The organism is Rhodospirillales bacterium, from assembly GCA_023898785.1.
Classification (GTDB): domain Bacteria; phylum Pseudomonadota; class Alphaproteobacteria; order Micavibrionales; family Micavibrionaceae; genus TMED27.
On sequence record CP060239.1, the window covers coordinates 658,512 to 673,577 of the forward strand.

Sequence of the window (15,066 nt, forward strand, 5' to 3'; positions counted from 1 at the left end):
TCCTCTTAGATCAGCTTTTCAAATTCAGCACGTAGGATTTCAGGTATACGCACTGGTTTTAGCTTATTTGCATCGACGCAGACAAGCACGACATGCAGATCCGTGATGATCTCCCCGTTTTTTTTGATCTGATGGTGCATGGTAAAGCTCGAATTCTTTATGCTGGTAATGCTTGTGTGAACGGTGAGCAGGTCATCTAAAAAAGCCGGTTTGTGATATTCAATGTCGATATGTTTTACTACGAATGTGACACCGCAATCCTTCGCAAGGTTACTGGATTGGTGGCCAATATGGCGCAAGAATTCAGCGCGGGCGCGTTCACCATAGGCGATGTAGTTGGCGTGATAGACAACCCCACCCGCATCGGTGTCTTCATAGTAAATGCGGATGTCGGTTGTGTGCTGCATTACTGTTTTTTGTTTGAGTGTTCGTTCTTAATAGATTCTTCTGATGTTTTTAAATACTCTTCAGGTATCAGGTCAGGCCTTGTCTCTTGCGCCTTTTGCAAATATAAAATCGCGTTATCCTTATCCTGTTTTTCAAAGTAATAACTAGATAATTTAAGATGTGCCTTAAAAAAACCTTCATCCGCAGCCTGTTTAAGAAGTTCTAAGCCCTTTTCTTCATTTTTTTCTGTTCCTTTTCCCTCAAGGTAAAGCCAGCCTAAATTCATACGTGAAAAATTCTTTGAATACTTTGCCCACTGCGCTTCCCATTCCTCTATTTCTGCGTAAACCTCCGCTTCTTCCAAATTTGCTCTGGTCCATAAAAAGTATTGTTCTTCATTTTCGGTCCAGTGGAAAAAGAGAGAACCAGATAGTGAGATAAAATAATTTATCCGATTATATTCCCTTCCATAGAAATAAGAACCAAACATCAAAACGATAACGGTAATAAAAAGGGCTATATAATTTCTGACCGGCTTCGGCCTGATGAGATAAATAGTTAGCAGCAAATTAATTAAAAGACACAGGCACAGCATAGAGGTGGGAATGGGTTTTTCAAAAAAGTTCGGGAAATCCGTATAGTAAGTTAGTGTTAAGAAGGCGGCAATTAAGATAGCGCCCATTAACAAAGCGCCATAACCGCTATTCTCAAGACGAGTATTGAGATCGTTTAATTTGGAACGAAATTCAGACAATTTACTGTTCATCCAAACTCTCCATAGATAGTTGAGATCTAACTTTATTTTTTAACCCTAAGTAATTGTATCCTTTTGAAGAAATCATTCTTCCACGTGGAGTTCTTTGCAGCAGGCCTCGCTGAAGAAGGTAGGGTTCAATGACGTCTTCGATCATGTCGCGCTGTTCGGACAAAGCGGCGGCGAGCGTATCGACCCCGACGGGGCCGCCGCCGTAATTCACGGCGATGCAATTGAGATAGCGCCGGTCCATGGAATCAAGACCGCTGGCATCGACATCGAGGCGACCAAGCGCATGATCGACGTGGGCTTTATTGATTTTGGCGGCGTTTTGGCCATGAGCAAAATCGCGGACGCGGCGTGTGAGGCGCCCGGCAATACGGGGGGTGCCGCGGGAGCGCTTAGCGATTTCAAGCGCACCGTCTTCGGCCAGGGGCATATTCAGCAGGCGCGCCGTGCGGGCGACGATGAGGGAGAGTTCTTCGGGAGAATAGAATTCAAGGCGCAGCGGGATGCCAAAACGATCGCGCAAGGGGTTGGTGAGCAGGCCGGAGCGTGTGGTGGCGCCAACAAGCGTAAAGGGCACGAGATCGATCTGAACGCTGCGCGCAGCGGGGCCTTCGCCGATGATGAGGTCGAGCTTGCCGTCTTCCATCGCCGGGTAGAGAATTTCCTCGACCGCCGGGTTGAGGCGGTGGATTTCATCGATGAACAGGACGTCGTTAGGCTCAAGGTTGGTGAGAATGGCGGCGAGATCGCCGGATTTTGCGATGACGGGGCCGGAGGTGGCGCGGAAACCGACGCCGAGTTCTTTGGAAACGATCTGCGCGAGTGTGGTTTTGCCCAGCCCCGGCGGGCCGAACAGCAGGACATGGTCCATTGCATCGCCGCGGGCTTTGGAGGCTTCGACGAAAATGCGCAAGTTTTCGCGCAGGGCCGGCTGGCCGATGAATTCGTCGAGGGATAGTGGGCGCAAAGCCCCCTCCTCGCCTTTTTCGAATTCGTGAGCGTCTTTTTCTAAATTCTGGTTTTTCTGCGCTTGCTCCATTAAATCATCCTAAATGTCATTTCGAGCGAATGCGAGAAATCTCATATGTTTGAAGGAGATTCCTCCTTGCTGCGCTCGTTCGGAATGACAATGAAATCTGTTCATGCGCTAAGCTCCTTAAGGGCGAGGCGGATGAGGTCTTGCAGGTTATCGTTGGCTTTATCTTTGGCGCGGATGACGGCGGAGTAAGCATCGGCGCGGGCGTAGCCGAGATTGATGAGGGCGGAGACGGCGTCGTTGTCGACTCCTTCGGGTGTTTTCTCTGAATTATCTACAAACCCTTCCACCGATTTTGGAGATAAGTCTAGATTTACGGCTTTATCTTTAAGTTCGGTCAGGATGCGTGTGGCGAGCTTGGGGCCGACACCATCGGCTTGGGTAAGCATGGCTTTGTCCTGCGCGGCGATGGCGAGGGATATTTTTTCCGGTGTCAAAGCCGAGAGAATGGCCAGGCCCGCTTTGGCGCCGACGCCTTGGACGGAGGTCAGGAGTTTGAACCAGCTTTGCTCCGCTGAGTCGACGAAACCATAAAGCGTGATGGCGTCCTCGCGCACGGCGGTTTCGATCAGCAGACTGGCGGGGTCGCCTTTCTGGCCGATCTTCTCTAACGTTCGGGCGCTGGCATGGACCAGATAGCCCACGCCCCCGACATCCAAAATCAGATGGCCGGAGGAAAAAGAATCAATAATGCCGCTTAATTTACCAATCATAGAGGATACTCATCACTTTGTTTTTGTTCAAAAAAGTTGAAATCCTTCGCTTTGTTTTTAATTTTTACGCGCGGAGGGCCTTATGAACCCCTCCATAATGAGCGTGAGTGATGGCGACGGCAAGCGCGTCGGCTTCGTCCTCGCTGACTTGCCCACAGGCCGGGAGCAAGGTTTTGACCATCATGCCCATTTGCTCTTTGGCGGCGTGGCCCGTGCCGACAATCGATTTTTTGACCTTATTGGCGGAATATTCAGCCGTTTCAATGCCGTAAAGCGCGGGCACGGCCAGAAGAACACCGCGCGCCTGGCCGAGTTTGAGGGCGCTGGCCGGGTTTTTATTGACGAAGGTTTCCTCGATGGCGGCAGCGCATGGGTTCCACGCCTCTATAATTTTACATAGTTCACAATGTAGAGAGGCAAGCCTGCCCGGCAGGGATTGGGCCGCATCGGTTTTAATGAGGCCAGAGGCTTTGAATTGCAGCGCTGAACCGAGGCTTTCTATAAGCCCCCAACCAGTTTTTTGTAATCCGGGATCGATGCCGAGAATGATCATGTGTAAATCATACCACAAAATTGGAACGAAACAAGAACAAATTATTCCTCATCATTCAAAATAGATTTAAGAGCTTCTTTTTCTTCTTTTGCAGATTGCTCCCGAAATGCTTTTCTTTCTTCAGTGGACATTTTATCTAAAGGTTTAAGGTTGCTTTTTTGTTTTTTTATAATTCGGAAGCCATCATAAACGGGGATACCGCCAAAAAAAGACAGGAAGCCCGATATTAATAACCAGCCGAAAGCACCTAAGCCCTCTGCTGTAAAAATCGCAACTATACCAAAGCTGTAAAATAGTAGAAATCCTAAAATTCCGAGGCTTATCATAGGGATAATCAGAGGGGCATTTTTTACTTTCATATAGTGTAAATTTAATCCTAAAAATCCGGTAAAGATCGCTACCGCACACACAAACATAAAAAGGCTTATCTCTGAGAATTCTCGAGCTTTCATTGCAACAGGAAATGTAAGCAGCATCCATCCCATGCAGACGAGTGCGTAAAGGATATAGATACGATAAATGATAAAATTAAGCCTGAAGATTTCCTTCAATATTGCCATTACCCTTCCGCCATGATTTTTTCCATCACCGCGTCGGGGGCTTCGAAGTTGGTCGTGACGTGCTGGACGTCGTCGCTGTCTTCGAGGGCATCGACAAGCCGGAGAATGGCGTGCGCGCCGTCTTCGTCCACTTCGCTGGTGACGTTGGGTTTCCAGATGAGCCCCTGGCGTTCGGGTTCGCCGTATTTGGCTTCGAGCGTATCGCGCACGGCAGCAAAATCATCGGCTTCGCATAATATCCGGTGTTCTTCGTCGTCGCTTTCAACATCCGAGGCCCCGGCTTCCAGCGCGGCTTCGAACATATCATCAGCGCCGGCTTTATCCGCAGGATAGGCGATTTCGCCACAGCGGTCGAACATGAAATTCACCGAACCGGTTTCGCCGAGATTGCCATTGCCTTTGGCAAAGATCGAGCGTACTTCGGCGGCTGTACGGTTGCGGTTATCGCTTAAACATTCAACGATCACGGCGATGCCGCCAGGTCCATAACCTTCATAGCGGATTTCCTCATACTCCTCGCCCTCGCCGCCACCGATGCCTTTTTGAATGTTTTTTTCGATGCCGTCTTTGGGCATAGATTGGCCGCGGGCCGTGGCGATGGCCAGACGCAGGCGCGGATTCATATCCGGATCACCGCCGCCGAGCTTGGCTGCAACATAGATTTCACGCCCCAGTTTAGAGAAGAGCTTGGCACGCACAGCATCGGCGCGGCCTTTTCTGTGCTTAATATTTGCCCATTTTGAATGTCCAGCCATTGATTTACCTACTTTTTTCCGGTTTATTAGATGAGGTAAGTATAAAAGGGTTCTTCAGCCTTTCAAGAGGTTTTTCCTTTGATATTTGCATATTTTTGAATAAAAAGTTCCAGAATTTACAATTACTTGTGCTAAAATGCTAAGAGGGATAAAAGCGAGTGGACCAGATAGATGGCCTATGATTTTTCGGATGTTTCCGTGCTGATTGTTGAAGACAACCTGCCGATGGTTGAGCTTATCAAATCCTTGTTAACAACTTTCGGAATCAAAAAAATATCGAGCGCACGTGATGGCGAGGAAGGTTTTGTCCTTTATCGTAAAGAGACATTCGATCTGGTTATTACGGACTGGATGATGAAGCCGGTTGACGGCATATCTTTGACGCGACGGCTACGCAATGATCCACTCAGCCCCAATCAGTACGTCCCTGTGATTTTGATGACGGGGTTTAGTGAAAAGCGGCGGGTGATGCAGGCTCGTGACGTGGGTGTTACGGAATTTTTGGTGAAGCCCTTTAATGCCAGGGATTTATATCGCAGAATTGCGCAGATCATTGAAAAGCCGCGTCAGTTTGTGCGTTCGGAAGATTTTTTTGGTCCTGATCGTCGCCGCAAAAATGACAGAGGGTATAGCGGGCGGGAGCGGCGCGCCGAGCCTGTTATGATAAATGTACGAAGTAAAATGGGCGAAGCATGACGCATTACAATCAACCCCGACGGCGAAAAGCGGAATTCATTAAGCCGACTAATACTTTGAAACAAAAAGTCGGCCATGGCGGATTGAGCGATGAGATTCTTGATAAAGCTCAAAAGCTTCTGGAGGAAAATACACATGATTTTGAGCCTTTAGCGATGATGTATTTGGCAACGCTGATGCAAGGCGTTGAAATGGCCAAGGGATATTCTCCATCAACGGATAAAGAGCAGATTATCGCTAACATGCTCTATCCTACGATGCAGCTTAAGGCCAATGGCGGAATGTTCCATTACAACCTTGTTACGATGATTGCCGATAAGCTTATTCAATTCCTTGAGGTTATTGATCAGCCTGATATTGAAGTGCTGGAAATCGTGCTCGCCTTTCACACAACGATTATTGCCATTCTTCAGGGAAAGATTTCCGGCGATGGCGGTAAGCAGGGACAGGATTTGCTCAATGCCCTGAGCGATGCGTGCATGCGCTATTTTGACAAACACCCGGATGATAAGCTTTAGGCCGTCGGCATAATGCCGGGGAGGATGCCGCCCAAACGGATAGGGTCGATTGAGACAGCCTTGCCGGTCTTGTCATTGGAAACGATTAAGCAGCCGCAAAGCGTGGCTTCGCCGCTGGCGGGAAGAAAACGCTCACCGGGCATCTTCTTGATAAAACGCTGCATCGCCATTTCTTTTTTAACGCCGATGACCGAGTTATAATCGCCCGTCATGCCAGCATCGCTTTGGTAAGCCGTACCATTTTCCAAGATATGTGCGTCGGCGGTGGGGATATGAGTGTGGGTGCCAACGACGGCGGTAACTTTGCCGTCGATATAGTGGGCGAAGGAAAGTTTTTCCGATGTCGCCTCACCATGAAAATCAACTAAAATTGCATCGGTTGTGCGTCCGAGTTTTTCCTCAGACAGCAGCGTATTGATGGCTTGGAACGGATCGTCGATAGCGTCCATGAACAGCCGTGCCATAGCGTTGACGATGGTGATGGTGCGTCCGTCATTCAGACGATGTTTATAAACACCGCTGCCGGGTGTGCCGGGCGGAAAATTGAGCGGGCGCAGGAGTTTTTCATCCTTGGCTATATGAGAGATTATTTCGCGCTGGTCCCAGATATGGTTGCCGGTGGTGATGCAATCGACTCCCCAATCGTAGAATTGTTTGCAGGCTTTGATATTGATCCCGCGGCCATTGGTGGCATTTTCACCGTTGACGATGATGATGTCTGGTTTCAGTTCTTCGCGCAGATGTGGCAAATGCTTTTCAAGAGCTTCACGGCCAGAGCGACCCATAATATCGCCGATAAAAATTATTCTCATTATTTCTCCTTAATTGTCACCGGCGAACACGAAGCAAAATATTATTTTTGGATTGCTTCGTCGTTGCACTCCTCGCAATGACAGGTCAGTTATATTTCGCTATGCCTTTGGGCGTTAAGATCCAGTCCATTGGCTGGTCATGATCTTCGGCAGGCAGGTTAAACAAAACGGCTTGGGCTGCATAGGCTATTCCCACGGCTGCGACATCTTTTTTCCCGCGGTAGTGTTCAAGTGTTGCATCATAATAACCACCGCCCTGCCCTAGCCTGTAACCCTTGCGATCAAAAGCCAGCATAGGGACAAGGAAGATATCAGGCTGGAGTTCCGGTCCCTCCTCCGGCTCCAATATTCCAAACGCGCCTTTAACCAGTTTTGTTTTATGGGTCCACTGTATGAAGCGCAATATTTTGGTATCTGCTTCAACCTTTGGCAGTGCGCAGGTCAGGCCTTCATTGAGAGCACGCTCCAAAATTCCGGTTGGGTCAAATTCGCGTCCTTTGGGCCAATAGGCTGCGATTATCTGCCCCGCATGCGGTTGAAGCGCATCAAAGAATAGCGGTGTGGCCGCGTCAGGATCTTCGGCGCGAATATCGGTAAGTGTACGGTGCTTGCGGGCCTGGTCTCTGAGGATGGTTTTTTGGTCGGTCATGGTGTTATTTTTTCGTCGGCATCATTGCGAGCGTAGCGAAGCAATCTATAAGATAAAAGTAAAAAATGGATTGCTGCGTCGGCTTCGCCTCCTCGCAATGACGAGTTGCGGGTGGGCGCCGCAAAGGCCGTGTACAAAGCAATATCCGCATGGGACCCTGGTAACCAGGTGGGCGCCGTAATAATCAAATCCCCAATGCAAAGAGAGTGGATAAGGTCAGGGACAGCTCCCTATGCGAAAAGCATCGGCCTCCGGGATAAATAGATGTATCACGCACCCCGCAGCAAACCCATGGGCACTATGGGGTATTTAGGGATGACGTTTCAAGAGAATTCGTTCGTGTATTTTTTCTAAAAAAACGAATTAACAGACTTTTCATAAGTTGAATTCCTTTTCCACATTATGGGTTCTGAGGCTCCACGTGGCTCTCCATTTGCGTAAGAATTTGAGAAATAGAAGAATCTCCTCTTCCTTGCCTTTCTTCAATCCATTGCCTTCCCCTAAACTCATGAAGAACAAGAGAGTCTCCGTTTATTTTTAACGCGGGGCTTCCTCCCATCGGCGCTTTCTGGTTATCAATCAGCGTTACTTCTCCTTTTATGTATTGAGGAGCGTTTGTTACCAGGTTTATTCGGTCTTGCTCTGTTTTTCTCAGTGTCTCAGCAATTCGCTGAAAAATTGTAATATTATTACTATTTTCTTCGCTCAAACCATCTCTGCGCATTGCTTAATTCCCTTAAAGTATCGTTTTATGACTTGATTGTTAATTTTTGCACGGTATTGCGCTCATATGAAAACTGTCAATGATTAAATTGCGCACAATCAAGGATGAAGGTAGATTTTTGCGGCGGGCTTTACCCTCCTCACAATGACAAAAAGTAGAAAAGCTAAGCATTCTGGATGCGGCTAGCGATGCGGTCGATGCGGCTGGCCAGATCTTCAATTGCCCCGGCAACGGCAGCTTCTTCGTTTTGATTGGCCTGCGCGCTTTGCAGATTTTCGCTCATTGAACCAACATCGTTGCGAAGATCAAAAACTTCATCGGCCAGCAAAAGCGTTGTCAGAACCATGAGGTGTGCTTCGCTGCTTGCCGCTCCAGCCTTGGAAATATCTTTCATGCGCGAATCGACGTAATGGCTGAGATCGAGAACGCGTTGCTCCTGTCCGTCTTCGCAGGAAATGCCGAAAGACCGACCATTGATTGTAATATTTACTTCAGCCATTAGCCGTGACTTTCTTTAAGGACAGTTTCGGCCTGCTCGATAATATTATCCAGCTTTTTGACAACGGTCTGAGTATCAACGCCGTTGCCATTTGCAGCGACGGGTCGTGACGCACTAAACATATCGCGTTGTTGCCCGGACAGTGAGGCTTCAATATGACTAACTGAGCCTTCCAAACCACCAATAGATTGTTCCAGCTTTACCAGAGCTTCGAGTATCTGAGACACGGCGCACCTTTCTTGTTCTATATGTGAATGGGCATACGCTAACAGGGCGGCTGAATCTCCGTCAAGATGGTGAAAAGTTTTTTCCCACTTAAACCACAGGAATTTATGTGCTGTGTGCTTGACGGGAGGCCTCCTTGGCGGCATGTTAGGCGCACAAAATTATACTTATAAGTATGGATCACTGATTGATGACCTCAAAAACCGCCGCCGCTCCTGATGCGCAAATTCAGGACCTCACCGAACCTCAGCTTAAATCTATGGCCAATGCCATTCGCGCCCTGTCGATGGATGCGGTGCAAAAAGCCAATTCCGGGCACCCGGGCGCGCCGATGGGATTGGCCGATGTGGCGACAGTTCTTTATTCGAAGTTCCTGAAATTTGATCCTAAAAATCCGGAATGGCCTGATCGTGACCGGTTTGTGCTTTCAGGCGGGCATGCGTCGATGTTGCTGTATTCTCTTAATTACCTGACCGGGTATGAGAAGATGACGCTAGAGCAGATCAAAAATTTCCGTCAGATGGGGGCGATTACGGCCGGGCATCCGGAAGTTGAACAGGATGCAGGGATCGAGACAACCACCGGGCCGCTGGGGCAAGGCATTGCTACAGCCGTGGGGATGGCGCTGGCTGAACGGATTTTGAATGGCCGTTACGGTGATGATCTTGTTGATCACTATACATATGTGATGTGCGGTGATGGCGATTTGATGGAAGGGATCAGCCATGAAGCCTGTTCGCTGGCCGGGCATCAAAAGCTTGAGAAGCTGATTGTACTGTATGATGACAATAATATCTGCATAGATGGGACGGTTGATCTGACGTTTATTGATGATACGCCGAAGCGTTTTGAGGCTTATGGCTGGGATGTGCAGACGGTTGACGGTCATGATTTCGTCGAGATTGAAGCGGCAATTGCCAAGGCGAAAACCACCGATACGCCGAGTCTGATTTGCTGCAAAACGCATATTGGGTTTGGCGCGCCGACCAAGCAGGACAGCAACAAAGCGCATGGCGCGCCTTTGGGCGAGGATGAGATTAAGGGCGCGCGGGAAAAACTGGATTGGCCGCATGCACCGTTCGAAGTGCCGGATAAGATTTTGGCCAACTGGCGGGCCATCGGGGCAAAAGGCAAGGCGCTTTCCCATGACTGGAAGAATCGGTTAAACAGCCATGAGCAGAAAGATGCCTTTATGGGGGCGATGACTTTGGATCTGGCCCCTGCTCTCGCGCCGCTGATTGCGAAGTTGAAAAGTGATTTTGCGACTGAGAAGCCGAAAAAGGCGACGCGCCAGCTTTCCGGCATGGTGCTGGAAGCTTTGGTGCCTGCCATTGACTCGCTGGTTGGCGGGTCGGCGGATTTGACTGGGTCAAATAACACCAAGGTGGCGGCATCCAAGGTCATCAATAAAGAGGATTATTCCGGCAATTATATCAATTACGGGGTGAGGGAATTTGGCATGGCCGCGTGCATGAACGGGCTGACCCTGCATGGCGGGTTTGTTCCGTATGCCGGAACATTCCTGCAATTTGCTGATTATTCGCGGGCCGCCATTCGTTTGGGCGCATTGATGAAACAGCGGGTTATTCATGTAATGACCCATGATTCAATCGGGCTGGGGGAAGACGGGCCGACGCATCAGCCGGTTGAGCATGTTGCGGCGCTGCGGGCCATTCCCAATGTGTATGTGTTCCGCCCTTGTGACGGGATTGAAACGGCGGAAAGCTGGGAGTTGGCTATAAATAAAAAAGATGCCCCTTCTGTGCTGGCGTTGACGCGTCAAAGCTTGCCGACTTTGTGTGAATACCGCGATGAGAATATGGTGGCCCGCGGGGCTTATATTCTGCGCGATTGCGATGGCGAGCCGGAGGTGACTATTTTTGCTTCGGGTTCGGAAGTGATGCTGGCGGTTGAAGCCGCAGAGAAAATCAGCGCTGGCGTACGGGTTGTGTCCGTGCCGTGTATGGATTTGTTTTATGAGAATGCGCAGAAAGACAGCGCAGACTTTGTAAAGCTGGTGTGTAACAAGAGTATCAAGATCGGCGTTGAAGCGGGCATTCGCCAAGGGTGGGACCGGATTATCGGTGCGCATTCATATTTCATCGGGATGGACAGTTTTGGAGCCTCGGCCCCGGCGGATGAATTGTATGAACATTTCGGCATTACAACGGAAGCGATTGTTGAAGCGGCTAATACTAAATTGGCTCAAAAGTAAGGAGAATAAAGCTCATGACATTACGGATTGGGATTAACGGGTTTGGGCGTATTGGACGTTTGGTCGCGCGGGCCGTGTTTGAGGGCTATGCTGGCGATGACGTCGAGATTGTGGCAATCAATGATCCGGGTGGAAACTTTTTTCCACTTTTGAAATATGATTCCATTCACGGACGCGCGCCATTTACCGTTGAGCGCGATCTTGAGCATGATCACATTATGATTGACGGCAAGGTTATTCACCGGTTCCGCAGCCGTGACCCGAAGGAACTGAAATGGGGCGATGAAGGCGTTGATATTTTACTGGAGTGTACGGGGCGTTTTAAGGATCGCGAGGGCGCTCAGTTGCATATGGATCGGGGTGCGAAGAAGGTTCTGATTTCTGCGCCGGGTGAAGATGAAGATATTACGGTTGTTTACGGGGTTAATCACGATCTTGTACAAAAAGAGCACAAGATTGTTTCAAATGCGTCATGCACGACAAACTGTCTGGCCCCGGTGGCTTATGCGCTGCATAAGGAAATCGGAATTGAAAAAGGTTTTATGACGACGATTCATGCCTATACGGGCGACCAGAATCTGGTTGACGGTTCTCACAAAGACCCTTTGCGTGCGCGGGCGGCGGCGATGAGCATTATCCCCTCCTCGACCGGCGCGGCCAAGGCTGTGGGCAAGGTGTTGCCGGAGCTGGACGGTAAATTGGACGGCGTTGCGCTGCGCGTGCCGACGGCGAATGTGTCGCTGGTTGATCTGACGTTCCTGCCGTCAAAAGCAACGAGCGTTGAGGCGGTGAACGCGGCTGTGACGAAATATGCGCACGGTGAAATGAAAGGCGTGCTGGATGTTTATGACGATCCGTGTGTGTCGATCGACTTTAATCATGATCCGCATTCTTCAATCTTCAGTCTGGCCGGGACAAAAATTGTTGATGGCGATTTCGTCCGGGTGATGAGCTGGTATGACAATGAGTGGGGTTTTTCCTGCCGGATGATCGACACCGCGTTGAAGATGCATAAAGTCGGGTATTAAAATTTGTCTTTTAGCACGAAAATTCGTGACTTGCTCTTGGCCGAAAACTCTCAGTCACGATGGGGAGATTTGTTGAGAGGCTATCTTGCAGGCTTATTATTCAGCCCCTTTGTTTCCATTGTTGTTGTTACCCTCTTTTGTATCTTTGCTGATGATTATTATTCATATTACGTTAACAGGGGAGATACCACTTTTCTTTTTCTTGCTATAGAATTTATTGCAGGCGTTGCCCTGATGCCTCTTTTTGTGGCCCTAATCACATTGGCTTTTCCTCTTTTGTTATTTTTTAAAATTGGTCTCTATCTTCTCTATCTTCCCTTTTTGGCTATACCCATATTACTGTTTCTTCCGAAAAGCTATAAAAGTTACCCTGTTCTTGTTCCTGCATTGGGGCTCTTCCTTGCGTTCTTTTTTGTTTCTCTTACAATTTTCTTAGGGGCTAACTCCTAAATATTGCATTAAAAATGCATGAAACTGGCTATTAAATATTACTTATTGAATACCCCTAAAAAATATACCTGATTTTGTTGACAGGAGGCGAATCGCTCACCATATTTGTGAGTCTAAACCGTTCTCCGTGGCAAAGCCGGTCTGTGAAATTCGTTTCCAGGCCGGCTTTTTTATGCACATAAACCCCGCCCAATGCTATAAATTATTACACTTGTGGCATATATATTAACAAAATGTCAAATTTTCTTGTATTAGAAACGCCTGATGGTGTATATAAGAGTTATGGTTACACATCTCGCAAAGCGGGTAATGACAACAGAGGGCCAGAAGGCCTGCATGATCATTGATCATCTTGTCGAAGCCTTGGGGAATGACGCCTCCTCTTCTTTGCGCCGGGCCATGATCCTTAGCGATATTGATCAAAACCCGGGGACCACGCAGGCCGGAATTATGGAGCGTTTGCATCTCGATAAATCCACCGTGAAGCGCGAGGCAGACTGGCTTTTTGATTATGGCTGCATTCGGGTTCAAGATTGTGACAGCGATGGCCGCGCCAAAAGGATAGAGATTTGCGGTTATTCGAAAAAAGGCCTGGACGGCGCACTGGGATATTTTGACGGGCGGCACGAGAGTTTGAAGATTTTCCTGGAAGGGCTTACGGGATATTTGAAGCAGGAAAAACCCTCGCTTCGCGATGCCAAGATTATCGCAGCGTTGACAGAGAAAAAGGCTGCTTCGAAGCAGGATATTATAGATATGCTTTATGAAGGGTCAGTAGCAACCAAGAACAGGGCGTTTACCAAGTTACTGGAAGAAAGGTTGATAGAAGAAGATGGCGAACACGTTTAGAGCAAATGCAGAACTGGCTGATGGTGTGCTAGCGCTTGTCAGACGCACAACAGGCGACAATGTTTATCATCTGGCAGCTTCGAACACGCCCCATATTTCCAGTGGTTTTGGCCGTCGTGCCGGTAGCGCACCGACATCAATGAGTTTTGTCCCCGAGGCTCTTGAGCGCTAGGCGTAATCCCCCCTTGTTAAACATCAGAAGGTTGGCTATACGTAAGGGCAATAGCCAATTTTTTGTTTTTAATTCGATGGGGTGCTCTTCATGTCAAATGCTGAACAACGTACAAAAATCACATCAGGAAAAGGGTTTATCGCTGCTCTGGATCAAAGCGGTGGGTCGACACCCAAGGCGCTGAAGAATTATGGTGTGGATGAAAGCGCTTATAGCAATGAGACGGAAATGTTTGCTAGGGTGCATGAAATGCGTACGCGGATTATTACCTCTCCGGCGTTTAACGGCGAGAAAATTTTGGGCGCAATTTTGTTTGAAAAGACGATGGATAGCGATATTGATGGCACGCCCACCGCGCAGTATCTCTGGGAAGAGCTTGGCGTTGTGCCGTTTTTGAAAGTTGATAAGGGGCTGGCCGAACAGGCCGACGGTGTGCAGTTGATGAAGCCGATGCCGGAGCTGGATGGCTTGCTGGAACGTGCAACAGCCAAAGGCATTTTCGGCACCAAGATGCGCTCTGTTATTCATTCAGCCTCCGAAAGCGGCATTGCGGCGGTGATCGCGCAGCAATTTGAAGTGGGTAAGCAGATTTTAAGTCATGGGCTGGTGCCGATTATCGAGCCGGAAGTGAATATCAACGCGGACGATAAAGCCGATTGCGAACGCATTATGAAGGCGGAAATTTTGAAGCAACTGGATGCTTTGAGTGATGATCAGAAGATTATGTTGAAACTGACCTTGCCTGAAGAGGCAAATTTCTTTGCAGAGTTGATCTCCCATCCAAATGTATTGCAGGTGGTGGCGCTGTCAGGGGGGTATGATCTGGCCGAAGCTTGTCGCCGTCTGGCTGAAAATGACGGGATGATTGCCAGCTTCTCGCGGGCCCTGTCCAACGATCTACGGGCGCAGCAGAGCGATGAAGAGTTTAATGCGGCGCTGAGCAATGCTATTGATAAGATCTATACTGCTTCTGTCGGTAAGGAAGCCGGGGCGCAGGCGGCTTAAAATGGATTTAATAAGCGCATTATTTCCTACTCTGTTTGCTAAAACATTCTTTATTCTGGGAACGCAGCTTTTTGTGACATGGCTCGCCGCGAAAGCTACTTTGTCAAAATTCCGGCAATTGCACGACTGGGGAACTCCTTGGATTACCTCTACTACAAATGAAAATAGACATCGGGACCTTCATGTAGATTGGAAACATGTGGCGACGCCTTTTTATGCGCTTTTAATCGTCAATTTTGCAGCGTTCCTGCTCCTGCTTTTCTGGGGTGTGAAACAGCCGCTTTCTATCTCTTTCGGTCTTTTTGATTGAAGACGGCCGTTTGACTAATTTTGACCAGAGTGTGTATCGACAGCTTATGCGAAAAATGGATCAAGATGTGCTGACTTTTTCTGCACTGGGGTCTTCACAAGAGCAAACAGCCGAGGTTGAGCGCATGTACGAGAGACTGCACGCCAA

The 15,066-nt window shown here is 48.7% G+C and carries 21 protein-coding genes and 1 other RNA gene; 9 read left to right on the top strand and 13 right to left on the bottom strand.

Annotated elements, in window-relative coordinates:
* Positions 1-5: 5 nt before the first annotated feature.
* The 7 genes from ybgC to H6859_03440 all read right to left on the bottom strand — a co-directional run bounded on the left by ybgC (position 6) and on the right by H6859_03440 (position 4,767).
* Positions 6-407, bottom strand: coding sequence for a tol-pal system-associated acyl-CoA thioesterase (ybgC, locus tag H6859_03410; protein USO06253.1), 402 nt, complete (start codon positions 405-407; stop codon positions 6-8).
* Complete coding sequence (locus tag H6859_03415) at positions 407-1,153, bottom strand: sel1 repeat family protein (protein USO06254.1); 747 nt, start codon at positions 1,151-1,153, stop codon at positions 407-409. The genes ybgC and H6859_03415 overlap by 1 nt, the downstream gene beginning before the upstream one ends.
* Positions 1,143-2,189, bottom strand: a complete 1,047-nt coding sequence (gene ruvB, locus H6859_03420) for a Holliday junction branch migration DNA helicase RuvB (GenBank protein ID USO06255.1) — start codon at positions 2,187-2,189, stop codon at positions 1,143-1,145. Before ruvB ends, H6859_03415 begins: the two co-directional genes overlap by 11 nt.
* Before the next feature lie 101 nt (positions 2,190-2,290).
* Positions 2,291-2,899 (bottom strand): Holliday junction branch migration protein RuvA, encoded by a 609-nt coding sequence (gene ruvA / locus H6859_03425; GenBank protein USO06256.1) that lies wholly within the window; start codon positions 2,897-2,899, stop codon positions 2,291-2,293.
* Between the two features lie 64 nt (positions 2,900-2,963).
* Complete coding sequence (gene ruvC / locus H6859_03430; protein ID USO06257.1) at positions 2,964-3,452, bottom strand: crossover junction endodeoxyribonuclease RuvC; 489 nt, start codon at positions 3,450-3,452, stop codon at positions 2,964-2,966.
* Between the two features lie 41 nt (positions 3,453-3,493).
* Positions 3,494-4,012, bottom strand: a complete 519-nt coding sequence (locus H6859_03435) for a hypothetical protein (protein ID USO06258.1) — start codon at positions 4,010-4,012, stop codon at positions 3,494-3,496.
* A complete protein-coding gene (locus tag H6859_03440) occupies positions 4,012-4,767 on the bottom strand; it encodes a YebC/PmpR family DNA-binding transcriptional regulator (protein USO06259.1) in 756 nt (251 codons plus the stop codon). Before H6859_03440 ends, H6859_03435 begins: the two co-directional genes overlap by 1 nt.
* Before the next feature lie 171 nt (positions 4,768-4,938).
* Here H6859_03440 and H6859_03445 point away from each other — a divergent pair, with 171 nt between their 5' ends.
* A complete protein-coding gene (locus H6859_03445; GenBank protein USO06260.1) occupies positions 4,939-5,463 on the top strand; it encodes a response regulator in 525 nt (174 codons plus the stop codon).
* Positions 5,460-5,981 carry a hypothetical protein gene (locus H6859_03450; protein ID USO06261.1) on the top strand — a complete coding sequence of 174 codons (522 nt, stop codon included), beginning with the start codon at positions 5,460-5,462 and terminating at the stop codon, positions 5,979-5,981. The genes H6859_03445 and H6859_03450 overlap by 4 nt, the downstream gene beginning before the upstream one ends.
* Here the strand turns inward: H6859_03450 and H6859_03455 are convergent.
* From H6859_03455 to H6859_03480, 6 genes are all read right to left on the bottom strand, one after another.
* Positions 5,978-6,793, bottom strand: coding sequence for a TIGR00282 family metallophosphoesterase (locus tag H6859_03455; GenBank protein ID USO06262.1), 816 nt, complete (start codon positions 6,791-6,793; stop codon positions 5,978-5,980). The genes H6859_03450 and H6859_03455 overlap by 4 nt on opposite strands.
* 85 nt (positions 6,794-6,878) lie before the next feature.
* Positions 6,879-7,442 (bottom strand): 5-formyltetrahydrofolate cyclo-ligase, encoded by a 564-nt coding sequence (locus H6859_03460; protein USO06263.1) that lies wholly within the window; start codon positions 7,440-7,442, stop codon positions 6,879-6,881.
* A 111-nt stretch (positions 7,443-7,553) separates the two neighbouring features.
* A non-coding RNA gene (gene ssrS, locus H6859_03465) (6S RNA) lies at positions 7,554-7,732 on the bottom strand.
* Positions 7,733-7,842: 110 nt separating this feature from the next.
* Entirely contained in the window at positions 7,843-8,166 is a 324-nt protein-coding gene (locus tag H6859_03470; protein USO06264.1) for a hypothetical protein, read from the bottom strand.
* 163 nt (positions 8,167-8,329) lie between these two features.
* Entirely contained in the window at positions 8,330-8,665 is a 336-nt protein-coding gene (locus H6859_03475; GenBank protein ID USO06265.1) for a cell division protein ZapA, read from the bottom strand.
* Positions 8,665-8,892: a hypothetical protein gene (locus H6859_03480; protein USO06266.1), complete on the bottom strand. Its 228-nt coding sequence runs from the start codon at positions 8,890-8,892 to the stop codon at positions 8,665-8,667. The genes H6859_03475 and H6859_03480 overlap by 1 nt, the downstream gene beginning before the upstream one ends.
* A gap of 188 nt (positions 8,893-9,080) precedes the next feature.
* On the opposite strand from H6859_03480, the gene tkt reads away from it, so the two are divergent.
* The 7 genes from tkt (at position 9,081) to H6859_03515 (ending at position 14,919) form a co-directional block, all read left to right on the top strand.
* On the top strand, positions 9,081-11,105 hold the full coding sequence (tkt, locus tag H6859_03485; protein USO06267.1) for a transketolase: 2,025 nt from the start codon (positions 9,081-9,083) through the stop codon (positions 11,103-11,105).
* A 14-nt stretch (positions 11,106-11,119) separates the two neighbouring features.
* The gene (gene gap, locus H6859_03490; protein USO06268.1) at positions 11,120-12,133 is read left to right on the top strand and encodes a type I glyceraldehyde-3-phosphate dehydrogenase; all 1,014 of its coding nucleotides are present in this window, start codon (positions 11,120-11,122) and stop codon (positions 12,131-12,133) included.
* A gap of 36 nt (positions 12,134-12,169) precedes the next feature.
* Positions 12,170-12,583 (top strand): hypothetical protein, encoded by a 414-nt coding sequence (locus H6859_03495; protein ID USO06269.1) that lies wholly within the window; start codon positions 12,170-12,172, stop codon positions 12,581-12,583.
* 309 nt (positions 12,584-12,892) lie between these two features.
* Positions 12,893-13,432 carry a MarR family transcriptional regulator gene (locus H6859_03500; GenBank protein ID USO06270.1) on the top strand — a complete coding sequence of 180 codons (540 nt, stop codon included), beginning with the start codon at positions 12,893-12,895 and terminating at the stop codon, positions 13,430-13,432.
* On the top strand, positions 13,416-13,604 hold the full coding sequence (locus tag H6859_03505; protein USO06271.1) for a hypothetical protein: 189 nt from the start codon (positions 13,416-13,418) through the stop codon (positions 13,602-13,604). The genes H6859_03500 and H6859_03505 overlap by 17 nt, the downstream gene beginning before the upstream one ends.
* A 90-nt stretch (positions 13,605-13,694) precedes the next feature.
* The gene (locus H6859_03510; GenBank protein ID USO06272.1) at positions 13,695-14,609 is read left to right on the top strand and encodes a fructose bisphosphate aldolase; all 915 of its coding nucleotides are present in this window, start codon (positions 13,695-13,697) and stop codon (positions 14,607-14,609) included.
* A gap of 1 nt (position 14,610) precedes the next feature.
* Positions 14,611-14,919, top strand: coding sequence for a hypothetical protein (locus tag H6859_03515; protein ID USO06273.1), 309 nt, complete (start codon positions 14,611-14,613; stop codon positions 14,917-14,919).
* The last annotated feature ends 147 nt before the right edge of the window (positions 14,920-15,066 follow it).